The organism is Solimonas sp. K1W22B-7 (genome assembly GCF_003428335.1).
In the GTDB taxonomy this organism is placed as follows: domain Bacteria; phylum Pseudomonadota; class Gammaproteobacteria; order Nevskiales; family Nevskiaceae; genus Solimonas_A.
In genome coordinates, this window is sequence record NZ_CP031704.1 from 5,032,206 (window position 1) to 5,047,180 (window position 14,975).

The window sequence follows — 14,975 nt, forward strand, 5'->3', positions numbered from 1 at the left end:
TTGAACTCACTCTAGACAAGCGCATCGCCCGCCAGAAGGAACTTTTTTTGCGGCCTTCTTCCATACCGTGGCATATGTTTATTCCGATCAGTGCAGGTACTGCGACAGCAGCACGCCACCCTGGACAACGCGACGCTCGCCCGCCTCCCAGTTCGCGCAGGAAGCCTGCTGCCGGAGCAGGAAGCGTTCGGGCGCGACGTGCAGCCAGACCCCGGTCTGCGCCATACCCAGCTGCAGGCAGCCCTGCTGCGCCAGCGAGGCCGGCGCGGGGCGGACGCTCAGTGCGAGACGATGCAGCTCGCCCGGCAGCAGCGCGCGCGGCGGCGGCGCCTGCGCCTCGAACAGCAGCTTCCAGCCGGTGCCGCCGGCTACCGGCTCGCTGCCGCGATAGCGCAGCGTCACGACGGACTGCGGCAAGGGCAGCGTCACGCCGAGCAGTCGCTGCGGCAGGCTCGCGTCGTGGCTGACGGCCAACAGCTGCAGCCGCGCGGGATCGGCGATCTCGAACAGCGTCTGTCCGGCGGCCACCACCTCGCCCTCGCGCACCGCGGCGCTGGCCAGCGTGCCGCTGGCGGCCGCAGGGATCGGCTGACGTGAACCCAGGCCCTGGGCCGCCAGCTCGCGCTGCTGCTGCAGCGCGCGCCAGTCGAGGTCGGCCTGTTCGTAGTAGACGTTGTTCTGCGTGGCCTCGGGGTTGTCCAGGGCGTCGGCCTGCATGCGCAGGCGCTCGAAGTTCATCCTGGCGATGCGCAGCTTCTCGTCGATGCGCGCGATGTCGGCGCGGCGCCGCGCCGCCTCGGCCTGCGGCATCAGCGGCCGCAGCCAGGCCAGCAGCTCGCCCTGTACCACCGGCTCGCCAGGCAGGCGCCAGCGCTCGGCGATCTCGATGGTGCCGGCCTGTGCCGCGCGCACCTCGCCGGAGGAGCGCGGGTCGGCCACCACCTCGGCCAGCAGTTCCAGCCGCTGCGGCGCGGCGTCGGCCATCGCGGTGCGGATGCCCAGGCGGCGCTGCAGGCTCTTGGGGACCCGCAGTTCGTTTTCGCCAATGCGCTGCGGTGCTTCCAGTCCGGCGACGAACGGCGGGACACCCTGATCCGCATGCACAAGGGCAGCACCGGCCAGCAGGCCCAGCGTGGCGACGACTCGACCCATGCGGCTCACGAAGCCGCCGCCAGCGACGACAGGCCGTCGACGACCACGCGCGACGCCGGTTCCAGCACGGAATCGATGCGCACCCAGCCCTCGGCCAGCGGTGTCGCCGACACCGCGCGGCGCACGAAGCGTTCGGCGCCCTGGTGCAGCCAGACCCACTGGCCGCCGCTGCGGTCGATGCTGCGCGCCGGCAGCACCCAGCCCGGGCCGGCCGCGACGGGCAGGCGCAGGCGCAGCGGCTGGCCCACCGCCAGCGGCACGCCGGCGCCGCTGGCGGCATACAGCACGCGGCGTGAACGCGATGCCGGGTCCAGGGTCTCGCCGAGGAAATGCAGTTTCAGCACCTCGCCGGCCAGGGTCCAGGCGGTGTCGGCCTGCGCACTGGCGTAGTCGCCGCCGTCGAACAGCAGCTCCACCGCCAGGCCACCTTCGCTGTTCAGCTCCATCAGCGTCTCGCCCTCGCCGGCGACGCGGCCGGCGCGCAGCGACGAACGCAGCACGATGGCCGAGGCCGGTGCATGCAGCGCGATGCGGCCGTCGAGCGCCCTGCGCAGTCCGTCCTGGCGCGCCTTGGCCACGCGGTAGTCGGTCAGCACCTGGATCGACGGGGTCGGCAGGCGCACGTCGAGGTTCTCCGCCTCGTCGATCGAGTAGCGATCGATCTGCAGGCGGCCCAGGGCGACGTCGCGCTCCGCGCCGACACGCTCCGACTCCAGATCGCGGCGCTGCGGTGCAGTGATCGCCGGCCGCAGCCAGCCCAGCAACTGGCCGGCCGCCACGCTGTCGCCGGCCACGGCGAAGCCGCTGGGCGGCGCCTCGAGGGTGCCGGCCTGGCCGCTCATCACGCGCAGGTGGCGGCGCGGATCGACCACCACGCGCGCCGGCAGCAGCTCCGGCGGCCGCGGCGCGTCGGCACGCTGTGTGCGGATCTGCAGGCGACGCTGCTCGGCCTTGTCCAGCAGGACCACGCGCTCCGCCGGTGCCGCCAGCGCCAGCAGCGGCAGGCACAGCAGCAGGCCGGCGGCGCAAGGCTTCATCTCAGGGTGTGGCCTTCGCCACCGGCGAAGACGGCGACGGCGCGTCCTTGAGCAGCGTCACGATCTTCTGCAGGCCCTTGAGCTGGGCGATCTTCAGCGCCGTGTAGCCGGCCTTGGAAGCCAGGGCCGGATCGGCGCCGCGCGACAGCAGGTAGCGCACCTGCTCTTCGCGGCCGCCGACACTGGCGAGGTAGAGCGCGGTGATGCCGCGATCGTTGCGTCCGTTGACGTCGGCGCCGGCGTCGAGCAGCAGCCCCAGCAGGTCCGGATCGGCGCCGGAGTAGACCGCGTGGATCAGCGGCGTCCAGCCGGCCTGGTCGGCGAGGTTGGGGTTGGCGCCGCTGTTGAGCAGCAGCTTGATCACCAGCAGCTGCTTGTGGCTGACCGCGCCGATCAGCGCGGTCTGGTCCAGCGTGTCGAGCGCGTTGACGTCGATGCCGGCCTTCAGCTCCCGGGCCACGTCGATCAGCTCGCCGGAACGGGCATGGTTGACGAAGAAGGCAATGCGCTCTTCGTCGGACAGCTGCGGCTGCGCGGCGACGGCTGGCACGGCCGGGGCCGCGGGGGCCGCGGCCGGGTTGCTGGCGCAGGCGGCGAGCAGCAGCGGCAGCAGCGCGGCGGCGATGAGGGTCTTTTTCATGGAGGACTCTTACTTGTCGCGGCGCGCGACGGTGGCGGGGCTGCTGATCCTGGCGCCGGCGCTGAGGCGGGCCGTCAGTTCCTCGATGCGGATCTGCGCGGTCTTCTGGCGCAGCGCTTCCTTGACCGAATCGTCCAGCGCCTCGAAGGTCTCGGGGTTGGCCACCGGGCGCGGACCGTCCTCCACCTTGATCACGTGCCAGCCGAAGCGGGTGCGCACCGCGGCCTTGCTGTACTGGCCCTTCTTCAGGCTTTCCACGGCGTCGGTGAAGTGGTGGTCGACAAAGATGTCGGGACGGAACCAGCCGAGATCGCCGCCGTTGGCCTGGCCGCCCGGATCCTGCGTGCTGCGCTTGGCCAGGGCGACGAAGTCCTCGCCCTTGTCGAGCTTGCCGATCAGGTCCCTGGCCTGCTCCGGCGTCTGCACCAGGATGTGGCGGATCTTGTACTCCACCAGCTTGCCGCTGGCCTTCTTGAAGTCGTAGGACTTTTTCAGCACCGCATCGGTGATGGGGTCCCTGGCAAAAAAATCTTCCAGGTAGGCGCGCGACAGGATCACGCGGTTCTGGAAGGCCAGCTGGTCGGCGATCACCGGCGCCTTGTCGAGGCCCTGCTTGCGCGCTTCCTGCGCCAGCACTTCCTGGGTGATCAGTTCGGCACGCGCAGCGGCCTGGGCGTTGGCGTCGTCGGCGCGGCGCGACTTGTTCTCGGGGTCGATGCCCTCGCTCATCAGCAGCACGTGGTTGCGGCTGATCGGCTGGCCATTGACCAGCACGTCGGCCTGCAGGCCGCCCTTGGGGGCGGGACCGGCGACGGCGGCGGTGGAGGCGATCAGGCCGGCGCGGGCCAGTGCATACAGGTTCTTCTGAAGTTTCATTGCTCTTAATCTCGTGTGAATCAAGGTCTACAGGCGGCCGTTGAAGCCGAAAGGACGCTGTCCGCTTTCGCGGACAGCGTCCATCACGGCCGCTTTGTCGGCCTTGTGTTACTGCGTGCCATCCGCGTCGATCGGCCTGGCCGGGTAGTAGCCCGGGCCGAACAGCGCCGCGCCGTCACGCTCGAAGGCCGCCGCGTGCGGCTTGGCGCCGCCCTTGGCGCCGCGCGCACCCGGCCAGTTCCAGCCGTCGCGGGCCTTGCTGTCGAAGTCGAGGCAGGGCGTGCCGAGCAACTCGTCGGTGAACGAGGTGTCGAGCACCGTCGCGCCGGTCTTGCGGTCGAACTTGCCGAGGCAGATCGTGCGGTCGCCGTCGGAGCCGGTACCCGGACCCGGAACGTGCTGCAGCTCCACGAAGTACTGGATGAAGGCGAAGCGGGCGGTACCCGAAGCCTCCGGCTGGCCTTCCACCTGGTCGCGCGGCAGGCCGAGGCCGTTGACCTGTTTCGGACGCAGATCCAGGTAGCCGCCGTCGCCGCTGGGCGTACGCTGGTGACCGACGCGGTCGTACAGCGTGAAGTGCGGACCGCCGTGGGTGTACAGGTTCTGCAGCGAGTTGAGGTTGCCGCTGCCCGGCGTACCGCCGTCACCCGAGGGTTCACCGCCGGTCTGCTGGCCGTTGAGGATGATGCCCGCCACGTCCAGGCCATCCAGCAGGCCCAGGCCGTCGACGTTCAGCTCCAGCAGGTTGCGGATGGCGCTGCCGTCCAGCAGGTTGCCGGCCGCGTCGGTGACGTTGTTCAGCAGCGTGCCGGGATTCAGCACGTTGTCGAGCACGCTCACCAGGCGCAGGTAGCCGGTGCCGACCTGGTCGGTGTTGGAAGACGCGGTGGTCGGCAGGCCCTTACCGTGTGGGCCGGTCTCGAACTGGCCGATCGCACCACGGATACGCGGGCAATCGTCCGCCTCGTTGTTGTGCTTGAGCACGTTGAACTTGCCGCTGTTGCCGGCGAAGCGGTTCGAGCGGGTCGCCGAGGTCCCCAGCGAGGTGTTGGCCGGGCGCGCGGCATCCGGCGGCGGGAAGTCGCAGGCGATGCGGGTTTCGGCGGTATCGGCCTTGCCCTTGGCCAGCAGCGGACGCACGTCCACGGTCAGCACGCGGCGGCTGTGCTGGCGCGGGTAGTCGCGGTCGAACACGGCGCTGCCCGAGGGATCGATGCTGGGCGGGCTCTGGATGCCCGACACCGGCTGGATCAGGAAGCGGTCGTCGTCCGACAGCGTGAAGTACGACACGCCCGAGCAGGGGCCGACGTCGTACACCGGGCGCCAGTAGGGACCGACGCCGCCGTAGGCGTTGGTGTCCTTGCCGCTGATGGTGATGTCCGGCGAGTAGTACAGCACGCCGCCGCACATGCTGGCGGTGAAGGCGCCGTCGTGCGGGACGTAGTCGGGATCGCCCGCCTTGCAGTCGGAGGACGAGACCTTGGAGGCGTCGTTCGCCGCCACGCCGGTCTTGGTCACCGCGGCGTCATAGGACGGATCGCCGAGGTTCTCCCAGCCCTTCTGGCCGACGCAGTGATGCGACTGGTGGGCCAGGCCGAAGGCCATCAGGCCCTCGTTCTCTTCGTGGAACAGCACTTCCTCGTGACGCGGGCCATCCGGCACGGCGCTGACCGAGCGGATGTAGGAGTTGGCGTCGTAGACCTTGGCTTCCTTCAGCGAGTCGCGCGTCTTGTCCTTGTTGTAGACGCCGCTGGTCTCCCAGACGCGTACCGAGGCGCCGTAGGTCGAGCCGCAGATGCCCAGGGGGCCGGCGTTGAGCGACTGGTTCTTGGCGCAGAAGGCCACCAGCGCGCCGTTGATCGCGGCGGCACCGATGGACGCCGGCACGGCGTAGTCCGAGGTCGCCAGGTACTTGCCGTCGTAGGTCAGGCCCATGCCATGCGGCACGGACTCGACACCCGCGTCGGAATTGCCCAGGTAGAACACCCCCTGGTTGGCCTTGCGCGACGCGCGCTCGTCCGGGTAGCTGGTGTAGTTCGTCGGGTTGCGCGACTGGCTGGCCTTGACGCAGCCCGGGTACTCGGTGATGCCCTTGTGGCCCGGTTCGGCGCTGTCTTCCGGCGTGGAGCCGCCGAGGCAGCCCAGCAGGCCGACGGTGTCGGCCAGTGCCTGCACATTGGGAATCGACGGCGTGCACAGGCCGGCGACGGTCGGCGCGTTGCGGCCCGGCTCGATCTCGGTGACCGTACCGCCGGCACCGTAGCCGTAGCTGCCCATGTAGGTGTAGATGATCTTGTGATCGCCGCCCGGCGCCGGCATGACGATGAAGTCGTCGGTCAGCGAGGAGCGCTTGGGCTGCGTGCCGCAGACCACCAGGTCGGCCTTCTGCACGTTGCGCACGCTGGTGATGTCGTAGCGGAACACGTTCTTGCTGATCACGCCGCCGCCGAAGGTGTACTTGCGGCCCTTCGACAGGCCATCGCCACCCCCGGAGATGTACGAGGTGTAGCTGAGCATGTGATGCGGGTCGTTGTGCGCGTCGGAGTTCGCGACGATACCACCCGGCAGGATGTTGGACAGGGTCACGCGCGGCAGCTCGGCGGTCCAGATGACGTCGCCGTAACGGGTGGAGTTGGGCTCCACGTCGACCACCGCGAGGAAGTCCTGTGCGCTGTCGGGGCTGCAGGTGCCGACCGGCACCGGCAGGGCACAGCCATCGCCGGTCCAGACCAGCAGCACGGAACCGTTGGGTATGACTTCCCCTGTGAACTTGTTGATTGCAGCCGGCGCAGACGCCTGCGCCATCCCCGCCGCGGCAACCACGCCGCCGGTCGCCGCCGCGAGTACGACTCGCCGCAACGACTGCAGGACCCCCTTGGAAATTTTGTACATACCCACTCCTGTGGCTTTCACTTGTTTGTGCCTCGATACGGACGGCATTCGGAGCGGAGAATAGCCATGCACGGCAGTGCGTAGACCCTTTGGGAAATAGAATTTTTTGTGCGCGGTTATGGTTGGCGAAGGCATAAGCTCATGACTTCTTCAACAATCGCAGCAATGGCGGCTCGCCGTAGCGCAGGAACAGAGCCGGCGTTAGGAAGCTGTCGAGCAGCGTGTTGCTGAGCAGGCCGCCGAACACCACCAGCGCCACCGGGTGCAGGATCTCGCGCCCCGCGGTGTCGCCCGACAGCACCAGCGGCAGCAGCGACAGCGCCGCGATCAGCGCCGTCATCAGCACCGGCGCGAGGCGCTCCGCCGAGCCGCGGAGCACCAGCGCCTCGCCGAAGGATTCACCCTCGCTGCGCGCAAGATGGATGTAGTGGCTGATCTTGAGGATGGCATTGCGGACGGCGATACCCGCCAGGGTGACGAAGCCCACCAGGCTGGCCACCGACAGCGGCGTGGCGGTGATCGCCAGCAATGCGACGCCGCCGACGCAGGCCAGCGGCACATTGCCGAGCACCATCAGCGACAGGCGCAGCGAGCGGTAGCGGCCATGCAGCAGCACCAGCATGAACAGCAGCGACAGCGCCGCCAGCAGCAGCACGCGCCGCGCCGCACCGCGCTGCGCCTCGGCCTGGCCCTCGATCCGCAGCTCGTAACCCGGAGGCAGGCGCAGTTCGCGCAACTGCTTTCGGGCCTCGACGCCGGCGCGCTCGAAACCGCGGGTGGCGAAAGCCGACACCGCGATACGCCGCCGCGAGTCCTCGCGGCCGACCTGGTAAGGCCCGGGCTCCAGCTCCAGGCGGGCAATCCACGACAAGGGCACCGGCCCGCCAGGGGCTTCCAGCGGCAACTCGCGCAGGGCTTCGAGGCTGCGCTGCCGCTCCGGCAGGCGCAGCACCAGCTCATGACGCATGTCGCCGTCGACGAACTCCGACAGCGGCAACCCCACCGTCAGCGCCGTCACCTGACGCAGCACCGCTGCCGGCGCCAGGCCATAGAGCGCCGCCGCCCGTGTGTCGACGCGCAGCCGCGCCTGCGGCACCGCGGCCTGCCGCTCGACCTGCACATCCGCCAGGCCGTCAATCTGCCGCAGGCGCTCCTGCACTTCATGCGCCAGCCGCTGCAGGGTTTCCAGGTCGTCGCCGAAGATCTTGACCACCAGCGGTGCGCGCACGCCCGACAGCAGGTGATCGAGCCGATGCGAGATCGGCTGGCCGATGGCGATGTCTCCGGGCAGCACCGACAGGCTTCGCCGCAACGCGGCGATCGTCTCGTCGCGCCCGCGCCCGGCATCGTCGAGCGATACCTCCAGTTCGGAGTAGTGCAGGCCCTCGGCATGCTCGTCGAGCTCCGCGCGGCCGGTGCGGCGCCCGACGCCGCTGACGCCGGGCACCTGCATGATCAGGGTCTCCGCCAGGCGTCCCAGGCGGTCGGACTCCTCCAGCGAAATGCCCGGCTGCAGTACCAGGTTGACCGTCAGCGTGCCCTCGTTGAACGGCGGCAGGAAGCTGCGCGGCAGCACCAGCAGGCCGCTGACGGCGATCACCGTCAGCGCCAGCGCGGAGGCGAACATGCCGCGCGAGTGCCGCAGCGCCCGCGCCAGCGCGCGCGCATAGGCCGCACGCAGCCGCAGCAGCCAGCGGCGCTCCTCCAGCAGGCGCGGCGCGGCGCCACGCAGCAGCAGGCTGCACAGCACCGGCGTCAGCGTCACCGCCACCACCAGGCTGGCCAGGATCGCAGCGACATAGGCGATGCCCAGCGACAGGAACAAACGGCCCTCGATGCCCTGCAGGGCGAGCATCGGCAGGAAGGACAGCACGATCACCAGGGTGGCGTAGAGGATGCCGGAACGCACCTCGACCGTGGCCGCCACGATGGTTTCCAGCGCCGGCGCGGTGCCGCCGCGCAACCGGCGCATGACGTTCTCCACGCCCACCACCGCGTCATCCACCAGTTCACCGACCGCGATGGCGAGGCCGCCCAGCGTCATCGTGTTGACCGACAGGCCCAGGGCCTGGAACACCAGGATCGCGGCGAGCATCGACAGCGGGATCGCGGTGAGCGCGATCCCGCTGGGACGCGCGCCGGCGAAGAAAGCGAGCAGGATCAGCGCGACGATGAGGCTGGCATGCAGCAGCGAGGCCTGCAGGTTGTCGATGGAACGACCGATGAAATCGGCCTGGCGGAACAGCGTCGCCTGTTCGATACCCGGCGGCAGTCGCGTCGCGATCTCCTGCAGGCGCCGCTCCACCGCGGCAGTCACGGCGACGGTGTCGGCGCCCGGCTGCTTCTGCACCGCCAGGATCACCGCGGCCCGCGCGCCATGCCCGGCGGCACCGCGGCGGATGGCGTGGCCCTGCCCCAGTTCCGCGACCTGTCCCAGGCGCAGCGGCGCCCCGCGGCGCCAGTCCACCGCGACCTGCGCCAGATCGCGCAGGTCCGCCGCTGCGGCGCGGCTGCCGACTGGAATCTCCTGCCCCTGCTGTTCGGCGTAGCCACCGCCCGCTGCGCGGCCATGGCCGCGCAAGGCCTGCTCGATCTGCGACAACGACACGCCGAGCGCGCGCAGGCGTTGCGGATCGGGCCGCACCTCGTACTGGCGCACCTCGCCGCCGATGACGCTGACCTGGGCAATGCCCGCCACGCCCAGCAACGCCGGCCGCAGGGTCCAGTCGGCCGCGTCGCGCAGGCCTGCGGGGTCGCTGCGGTGTTCGTCGTGCCATTGCAGCGACAGCAGCAGGATCTCGCCCATCAGCGAGGTCATCGGCCCCAGCCGGGCCTTGAGCCCCTCGGGCAGGCGCGCCAGATCGAGCCGTTCCGCCACCAGCTGGCGCGCACGGTAGGGGTCCGCGTCCCAGCCGAACTCGGCGTAGGCCAGCGCCAGGCCCGGCGCGCTGGTCGTGCGCAGGCGCTGCAGGCCGGGAAGACCGCGCAGCGCGGCTTCCAGCGGTACGGTCGCCAGGGTTTCGACATCCGCGGTCGCCAGCCCCGGTGCCTCGACGTGCACCGTGACGACCGGGCGGTTCAGCTCCGGCAGCACGTCCACCGGCAGCCGCGCCAGGCTGGCCAGTCCGGCGGCCAGCAGGGCAAGGGCCAGCAGCAGCACCAGCGCCCGGTTGCCCAGGCTCCAGCGCAGGATGCCGGCGAAGCTCAAGCGCGGCCCCGGCGGCGCCTCGCGAACCACAGGCCCAGCAGGACCAGCGCCGCGCTCGCCGCCGCGGCCCATGCAATCCAGGCGGGCGCTACCGCGGCGGGTGGCGGCGGTGCCGGCGGCAGCGTCAGGGGAAAGCTCTCCGCGCCCGCCGCACCGTGTAGCTGCAGCTGCAAGGGCGTGGCGCCCTGCAGCAGATCGAGCGGCAGGCGATACACGCCGTCACCCAGCGCCTCGGCCTCGACGCGCCGGCCCGCCGTAGTCACGGCCACCTGTAGCCCTTCCAGCGGAGCATTGGTGACGTAGTCGTCGGCATAGACCAGCAGCGCATCGGCGGTGCGCACCACCACCAGCTCGGTGCGCGAGGAGTGCAGTTCCACGCGGGGGTCGAGCGCGGCTGCGGCGCTTGCCGGCGGGTCGCCCTGCTCATGGCCATCGTGGGCAGCGGCCGCCAGGGCGAATCCCAGCAGGCTCATGGCCAGCAGCCGCCTCATGGCGCCGGCTCCGCGTAGCGGGCGTCGTCCAGGAAGGCCGTGTCACTCAACGATTCCAGGAAGGCGACGAGCGCCTGCTGCTGCGCCGCATCCAGTTTCAGGCCACCGCGCAGCGCCGGGTCCAGCGCCGCGGAATCGCGGATGCCGGCGGCGTAGTGCCGCAGCACCTGCTGCAAGGTATCGAAGCGGCCGTCATGCATGTAGGGACTGCTGACCCCGACGTTGCGCAAGGAGGGCACCTTGAAGCGGCCGCGGTCGGCGGCGCTGCCGCTGATGACCGCGCGGCCGGCGTCGGCGCTGTCGGTGTCCAGCCCGTTGCCGCGATAACTGAAGTCGGTGAACAGAGGCTCCCGGTGGCAGCTGGCGCAGCGCTCGCGGAACAAGGCCAGTCCCGCGTTCTCCTGCTCGGTCAGCGCGGGGCCACCGCGCAACGCGGCGTCGTAGCGCGAGTCGGCGGAGCGCAGCATACCGATGAACTGGGTCAGCGCCAGCAGCACGCGGCGGCTGTCGATCTCGCCCGGGCCGAAGGCCGCTTCGAAACGACGGCGATAGCCCGCGTCGGCGCGCAGCTTGGCCAGCACGCCGTCCATGGTCTCGCCCATCTCGACCGGATTGGCCAATGGCGCCAGCGGCTGCAGCTCCAGGTTGCGGATCGCGCCGTCCCACATCAGCTCGGGCTGCCAGGCGAGGTTGAACAGCGCCGGGGCATTGCGCGTGCCGTTGGCGCCGTGCAGCCCGTGGCTGACGCGATGGTCCAGGTGCGCGAAGGCGGCGAACTGCTGGTGGCAGCTGGCGCAGGAGATGCTGCCGTCGCGCGACAGCCGCGGATCGTAGAACAGGCGCCGGCCCAGTTCGAAGCCCGAAGCGGTGACCGGGTTGCCGGTAAAGTCATAGCGCGGTGCCGGCCAGCCGGCCGGTACTTCGGCGCGCGGCGTCGGAAAGCTTTCGATGCGATCGCGCAGGCGCTGGCGCGCGTTGCCGTCGGCCGCGAACAGCAGCGCCAGCACCAGCGGCAGGACCAGGCCCAGCCATTTCATGGGGCGCCGCGCCGCCGCGGCTCATGGTGCAGGTGGTCGACACGGAACATCGCCGCCGCATTGTCCGCCAGCGGTCGTGTCGCGGCCGGGTCCATCGCCTCGGACAGCTGCGCGATGCGCACCGGGCTGACGCCGTCGAACAGCAGGGCGAGGTTCACGCCGAGGTGCACCGTCGGCAGCAGCTTCCCGTCCACCTTCACCGGGCGCTCGCCGAAGGGCAGGTAGATGCGCCGCGCCAGCGAGGGCTTGCCGCCGCCGACGTGGTAGCTCAGGGCATGCTCCTGCGCCGTCGATTGCGGGGAGCTGCCTTCCAGCTGGAAGAAGATGTAGCCGCTCTTCCAGGTCCAGAACATACCCAGTGCGGGATCCAGCGCGCCGGTCTGCACGCCGGCCGTGTTGCGCGCGTCGTCGACCCCGAGCAGGAATTCGATGCCGCTGTACTCCCCGGCCGCAACGCCGCCGATGCGCAGGCGCTTGCTCGCGGGCCTGGCCTCGTCGACCAGGAAGTAGCCCTCGGCGGATTCGGGCGCGTAGACCGGCACGAACCAGCTGCCGTCCTTGCGGCGCAGGCGCGGCTGGCTCAGGTAGTAGCGCAGGCGCCGCACGCTGAACTCCTCGCCGCCCGCGGTACGGTAGCTGTCCTCCAGCAGCCGCAGCGGCTGGCCGCCAACCTCGTGGCTGATGTCCACCTCCAGCGACAGCGCCGGCTCGCGCCCGCAGCCGCAGAGTCCCAGCAGCGCGGCCAGGAGCAGCAGGCCCGCGCGGCTCATAGCGTGCGCAGCGCCGGCAGCAGGTCGCGCACGCGGTTGCGGCGCAGTTCGGGATCGGCCAGGCGGCCAACCTCGTCGACGACGTCGCGGCTGAGATGCGGTGCGAACAGCTGGATGAAGTCGTACATGTAGCCGCGCAGGAACATGCCGCGGCGGAAGCCGATCTGCGTGGTGCTGGGCTCGAACAGGTGCCCGGCCGGCAGGCGCACCAGGTCGGCGTCGGTCTGCGGGTCGTAGGCCATGTCGGCAACGATGCCGACGCCCAGGCCCAGGCGTACGTAGGTCTTGATGACGTCGGCGTCCACCGCCGTCAGCATCAGGTTGGGCTTGAGCCCGCGCGAGCCGAAGGCCTTGTCCAGCTGCGAGCGTCCGGTGAAGCCGAAGGTGTAGGTGACGATCGGATACTGCGCCACGTCCTCCAGCGTCAGCTCGGCCTTCTGCGCCAGCGGATGCTCCGGCCTGACCAGCACGCAGCGGTTCCAGCGGTAGCAGGGCAGCATCACCAGCTGGTCGTAGAGCGCGATGGCCTCGGTGGCGATGGCGAAATCGGCCTGGCCCTCGGCGGCGATCTTGGAAATCTGCGCCGGCGAACCCTGGTGCAGGTGCAGCGAGACCTTGGGGTACTTGCGCGTGAAATCGCTGACCACCCGGGGCAGCGCATAGCGCGCCTGGGTGTGGGTGGTGGCGATCGACAGGTCGCCGGCATCGGTGTCGCGGTACTCGCCGGCGATCTTGGTGATGTTCTCGATCTCGATCAGCACGCGCTCGGTGTACTCGAGGATGCGCCGGCCCGCCGGGGTGACCTGGGTCAGGTGCTTGCCGCTGCGCTCGAAGATGTCGACGCCCAGCTCTTCCTCCAGCACGCGGATCTGCTTGCTGACGCCCGGCTGCGAGGTGAACAAGGCCATCGACGCGGCGGTGACGTTCAGCCCGCGGCGGGAGACCTCATGGATATACCGCAGTTGTCGCAGTTTCATGGGCGGCCCCGGTCGGGGCGGCCACGTTGCCGCACTGTGAGCTGATGCATTGCCGCCCCCGATAGAACGATTTGTTCCTGGATGGCGGGCAATCTAGGCCAGCTTTGTTATATGTCAAAAGAATATGGAGTTTTACTTATATGCCCTGCAAGACTATGTGACGGGTATCGCCGCCAGTGGCTTCAGCGGACCTGCTTGATGCAGCCGGCAAACAGCGCGCGCTGCACGCCAAAGGATTGCTCGTCATCGGCGGCCTGATAGATCGCCGTGGCGACGTCGCCCAGGTACTTCGCCGGCAGTGTCTTGCCGTAGATGCCCTGCAGATGCGCCAGCGTGTCCGCCTGCCCGGCACCGCCCAGCTTGCGCAGCTGCGCAATCGCCGGCACGCCGGCGAGCTGGAAGCAGCGCAGGCCGACATCACCCAGCGGCGATTCGATGCCCTGCTGCGCCAGGCACCAGTCGAAGCGGCTGTGCGCCACGATGCCAGGGCTGCTGCTGGTCTTCCACAGCACGAACTCGCGGCCGCGCTGCTCCTGTTCGGCGCCTTCGGCAGCGCCGCGCAGCAGGCTGTCGCGCACGCGCTCGGGATCGGCCTTGGCGGAGCGCAGGGCCATCAGGCCGTAGTTGAAACGCAGGCTGTGGTCCAGGCATTGCCGCGCCGGGTTCTCCGCTTCGGCGACCAGCATGAACAGCAGGGCCTCGCGCAGCTGCTCCGGCGTCGGCGGGGGCTCGGGCGGCGACGGCGGCCGGGGCACCCCCTCGGCAGCCGGAGCGGGCAGCGAAATGTCCATGACGGCAGGCAGGCTCGGCGGCGCGAGACCCAGGGCGACGGCCAAGGCTGCGGTGAAAAGAGTGCTGCGCTTCAAGTAGTGCTCCCTGTGGCCGGCAGGGAGTCCAGCACGGGCGCGGCCGCGCCGCAAGCCTGGGCGCCGCAAGTCTAGGGCCAGCGGCAGCCGCTGCAGTCCTGCGCCAGCGTCCACAGCCGCGCACCGAACGATGCATCCAGTGCCAGCGGATTGGGCGGCAGCAGCACGGGCGCGCCGGCCATCTGCAACCAGCCGCCGGGGCCGACCAGCGCGGCCGGCGGCAGTCCCTGGCCGCAGAGCGCCACCACCACCGAGTCTGCCGCCTGCTCCGGCTCCTGGCCGAAGCGCCGTTGCGTGTAGGCGAAGAAATCCGCCTTGAAGCCTTGAAGCCAGCTGTCGCTGGCCTGGCGGCGGCGGTTGGCGCCCAGTTGCGTGCGGCACACCCCCGGATGCGCGGCGAGGCTGGAGACACTGCTGCCGGCGGCGGCGAGGCGGCGCTGCAGTTCCACGGCAAAGGCCAGCGCCGCCAGCTTGCTCTGGCGGTAGGCATCGATCGGACGGTAGACGCGCTTCAGGAAGGGGTCGTCGAAGTCGATGCGGCCCTGGCTCTGCACCAGGCTGGTGATCGTCACCACGCGGCTGCTGCCGCCGCGTTCCAGCAGCGGCAGCAGCTGCAGCGTCAGCGCCTGCGGGCCGATCAGCGAAATCGCCAGGCTCAGCTCCCAGCCCTCCGAGGTCTGCATGCGCTGCGCCGGCGGATAGATGCCGGCGTTGTTCAGCAGCAGGTCCAGGCGCGGCCAGCGCCGTTCGCAGGCCGCGGCCAGCTCGCGCACGCTGGCGAGATCCGACAGGTCCACGCGCTGGAAGCCGACCTCGGCGCCGGCATGGCGCGCGCGCAGCGCGGCCGCGGCCTGTTCGCCTGCCTCGGCATTGATGTCGGCCAGCAGCACGCCGGCGCCCAGCGCCAGCAGGCGCGAGGCGCTGGCATGGCCCAGGCCGCCGGCGCCGCCGGTCACCAAGGCGGTGCGGCCGCGCAACAGCTCGGGGTCTCGGGGAATGGGCAGGGGCATGTCGCGGTCCGTGGAAGGG

Annotated in this window: 12 protein-coding genes; all 12 read right to left on the bottom strand. The window is 70.4% G+C overall.

All coding sequences use genetic code 11. From position 1 onward, the window contains the following. Positions 1 to 87: 87 nt before the first annotated feature. The 12 genes from D0B54_RS22525 to D0B54_RS22580 all read right to left on the bottom strand — a co-directional run bounded on the left by D0B54_RS22525 (position 88) and on the right by D0B54_RS22580 (position 14,956). Positions 88 to 1,152, bottom strand: coding sequence for an HlyD family efflux transporter periplasmic adaptor subunit (locus D0B54_RS22525; RefSeq protein WP_117294374.1), 1,065 nt, complete (start codon positions 1,150 to 1,152; stop codon positions 88 to 90). Positions 1,153 to 1,157: 5 nt separating this feature from the next. Then, positions 1,158 to 2,189, bottom strand: coding sequence for an efflux RND transporter periplasmic adaptor subunit (locus D0B54_RS22530; RefSeq protein ID WP_117294376.1), 1,032 nt, complete (start codon positions 2,187 to 2,189; stop codon positions 1,158 to 1,160). A 1-nt stretch (position 2,190) separates the two neighbouring features. Beyond that, positions 2,191 to 2,829 (bottom strand): ankyrin repeat domain-containing protein, encoded by a 639-nt coding sequence (locus tag D0B54_RS22535; RefSeq protein WP_117294378.1) that lies wholly within the window; start codon positions 2,827 to 2,829, stop codon positions 2,191 to 2,193. A gap of 9 nt (positions 2,830 to 2,838) precedes the next feature. Continuing rightward, the gene (locus tag D0B54_RS22540; protein ID WP_117294380.1) at positions 2,839 to 3,705 is read right to left on the bottom strand and encodes a peptidylprolyl isomerase; all 867 of its coding nucleotides are present in this window, start codon (positions 3,703 to 3,705) and stop codon (positions 2,839 to 2,841) included. 108 nt (positions 3,706 to 3,813) lie between these two features. Beyond that, complete coding sequence (locus D0B54_RS22545) at positions 3,814 to 6,597, bottom strand: hypothetical protein (RefSeq protein WP_117294382.1); 2,784 nt, start codon at positions 6,595 to 6,597, stop codon at positions 3,814 to 3,816. A 139-nt stretch (positions 6,598 to 6,736) separates the two neighbouring features. Then, positions 6,737 to 9,805, bottom strand: a complete 3,069-nt coding sequence (locus tag D0B54_RS22550; RefSeq protein ID WP_205527214.1) for an efflux RND transporter permease subunit — start codon at positions 9,803 to 9,805, stop codon at positions 6,737 to 6,739. After that, complete coding sequence (locus tag D0B54_RS22555; protein ID WP_117294387.1) at positions 9,802 to 10,296, bottom strand: hypothetical protein; 495 nt, start codon at positions 10,294 to 10,296, stop codon at positions 9,802 to 9,804. The genes D0B54_RS22550 and D0B54_RS22555 overlap by 4 nt, the downstream gene beginning before the upstream one ends. Then, positions 10,293 to 11,333 (bottom strand): cytochrome-c peroxidase, encoded by a 1,041-nt coding sequence (locus D0B54_RS22560; protein ID WP_117294389.1) that lies wholly within the window; start codon positions 11,331 to 11,333, stop codon positions 10,293 to 10,295. Before D0B54_RS22560 ends, D0B54_RS22555 begins: the two co-directional genes overlap by 4 nt. Then, the gene (locus tag D0B54_RS22565) at positions 11,330 to 12,103 is read right to left on the bottom strand and encodes an MbnP family protein (protein WP_117294391.1); all 774 of its coding nucleotides are present in this window, start codon (positions 12,101 to 12,103) and stop codon (positions 11,330 to 11,332) included. Before D0B54_RS22565 ends, D0B54_RS22560 begins: the two co-directional genes overlap by 4 nt. Then, on the bottom strand, positions 12,100 to 13,080 hold the full coding sequence (gene cysB, locus D0B54_RS22570; protein ID WP_117294393.1) for an HTH-type transcriptional regulator CysB: 981 nt from the start codon (positions 13,078 to 13,080) through the stop codon (positions 12,100 to 12,102). The genes D0B54_RS22565 and cysB overlap by 4 nt, the downstream gene beginning before the upstream one ends. Positions 13,081 to 13,262: 182 nt before the next feature. Beyond that, positions 13,263 to 13,946 carry a hypothetical protein gene (locus D0B54_RS22575; RefSeq protein WP_117294395.1) on the bottom strand — a complete coding sequence of 228 codons (684 nt, stop codon included), beginning with the start codon at positions 13,944 to 13,946 and terminating at the stop codon, positions 13,263 to 13,265. 71 nt (positions 13,947 to 14,017) lie between these two features. After that, positions 14,018 to 14,956, bottom strand: a complete 939-nt coding sequence (locus D0B54_RS22580) for an SDR family NAD(P)-dependent oxidoreductase (protein WP_117294397.1) — start codon at positions 14,954 to 14,956, stop codon at positions 14,018 to 14,020. Between the last annotated feature and the right edge of the window lie 19 nt (positions 14,957 to 14,975).

Excerpts from the sequence above, each read along its gene's own strand:
- D0B54_RS22525 (WP_117294374.1), bottom strand. The coding sequence starts at position 1,152 with ATGGGTCGAGTCGTCGCCACGCTGGGCCTGCTGGCCGGTGCTGCCCTT.
- D0B54_RS22530 (WP_117294376.1), bottom strand. The coding sequence starts at position 2,189 with ATGAAGCCTTGCGCCGCCGGCCTGCTGCTGTGCCTGCCGCTGCTGGCG.
- D0B54_RS22535 (WP_117294378.1), bottom strand. The coding sequence starts at position 2,829 with ATGAAAAAGACCCTCATCGCCGCCGCGCTGCTGCCGCTGCTGCTCGCC.
- D0B54_RS22540 (WP_117294380.1), bottom strand. The coding sequence starts at position 3,705 with ATGAAACTTCAGAAGAACCTGTATGCACTGGCCCGCGCCGGCCTGATC.
- D0B54_RS22545 (WP_117294382.1), bottom strand. The coding sequence starts at position 6,597 with ATGTACAAAATTTCCAAGGGGGTCCTGCAGTCGTTGCGGCGAGTCGTA.
- D0B54_RS22555 (WP_117294387.1), bottom strand. The coding sequence starts at position 10,296 with ATGAGGCGGCTGCTGGCCATGAGCCTGCTGGGATTCGCCCTGGCGGCC.
- D0B54_RS22560 (WP_117294389.1), bottom strand. The coding sequence starts at position 11,333 with ATGAAATGGCTGGGCCTGGTCCTGCCGCTGGTGCTGGCGCTGCTGTTC.
- D0B54_RS22565 (WP_117294391.1), bottom strand. The coding sequence starts at position 12,103 with ATGAGCCGCGCGGGCCTGCTGCTCCTGGCCGCGCTGCTGGGACTCTGC.
- cysB (WP_117294393.1), bottom strand. The coding sequence starts at position 13,080 with ATGAAACTGCGACAACTGCGGTATATCCATGAGGTCTCCCGCCGCGGG.
- D0B54_RS22580 (WP_117294397.1), bottom strand. The coding sequence starts at position 14,956 with ATGCCCCTGCCCATTCCCCGAGACCCCGAGCTGTTGCGCGGCCGCACC.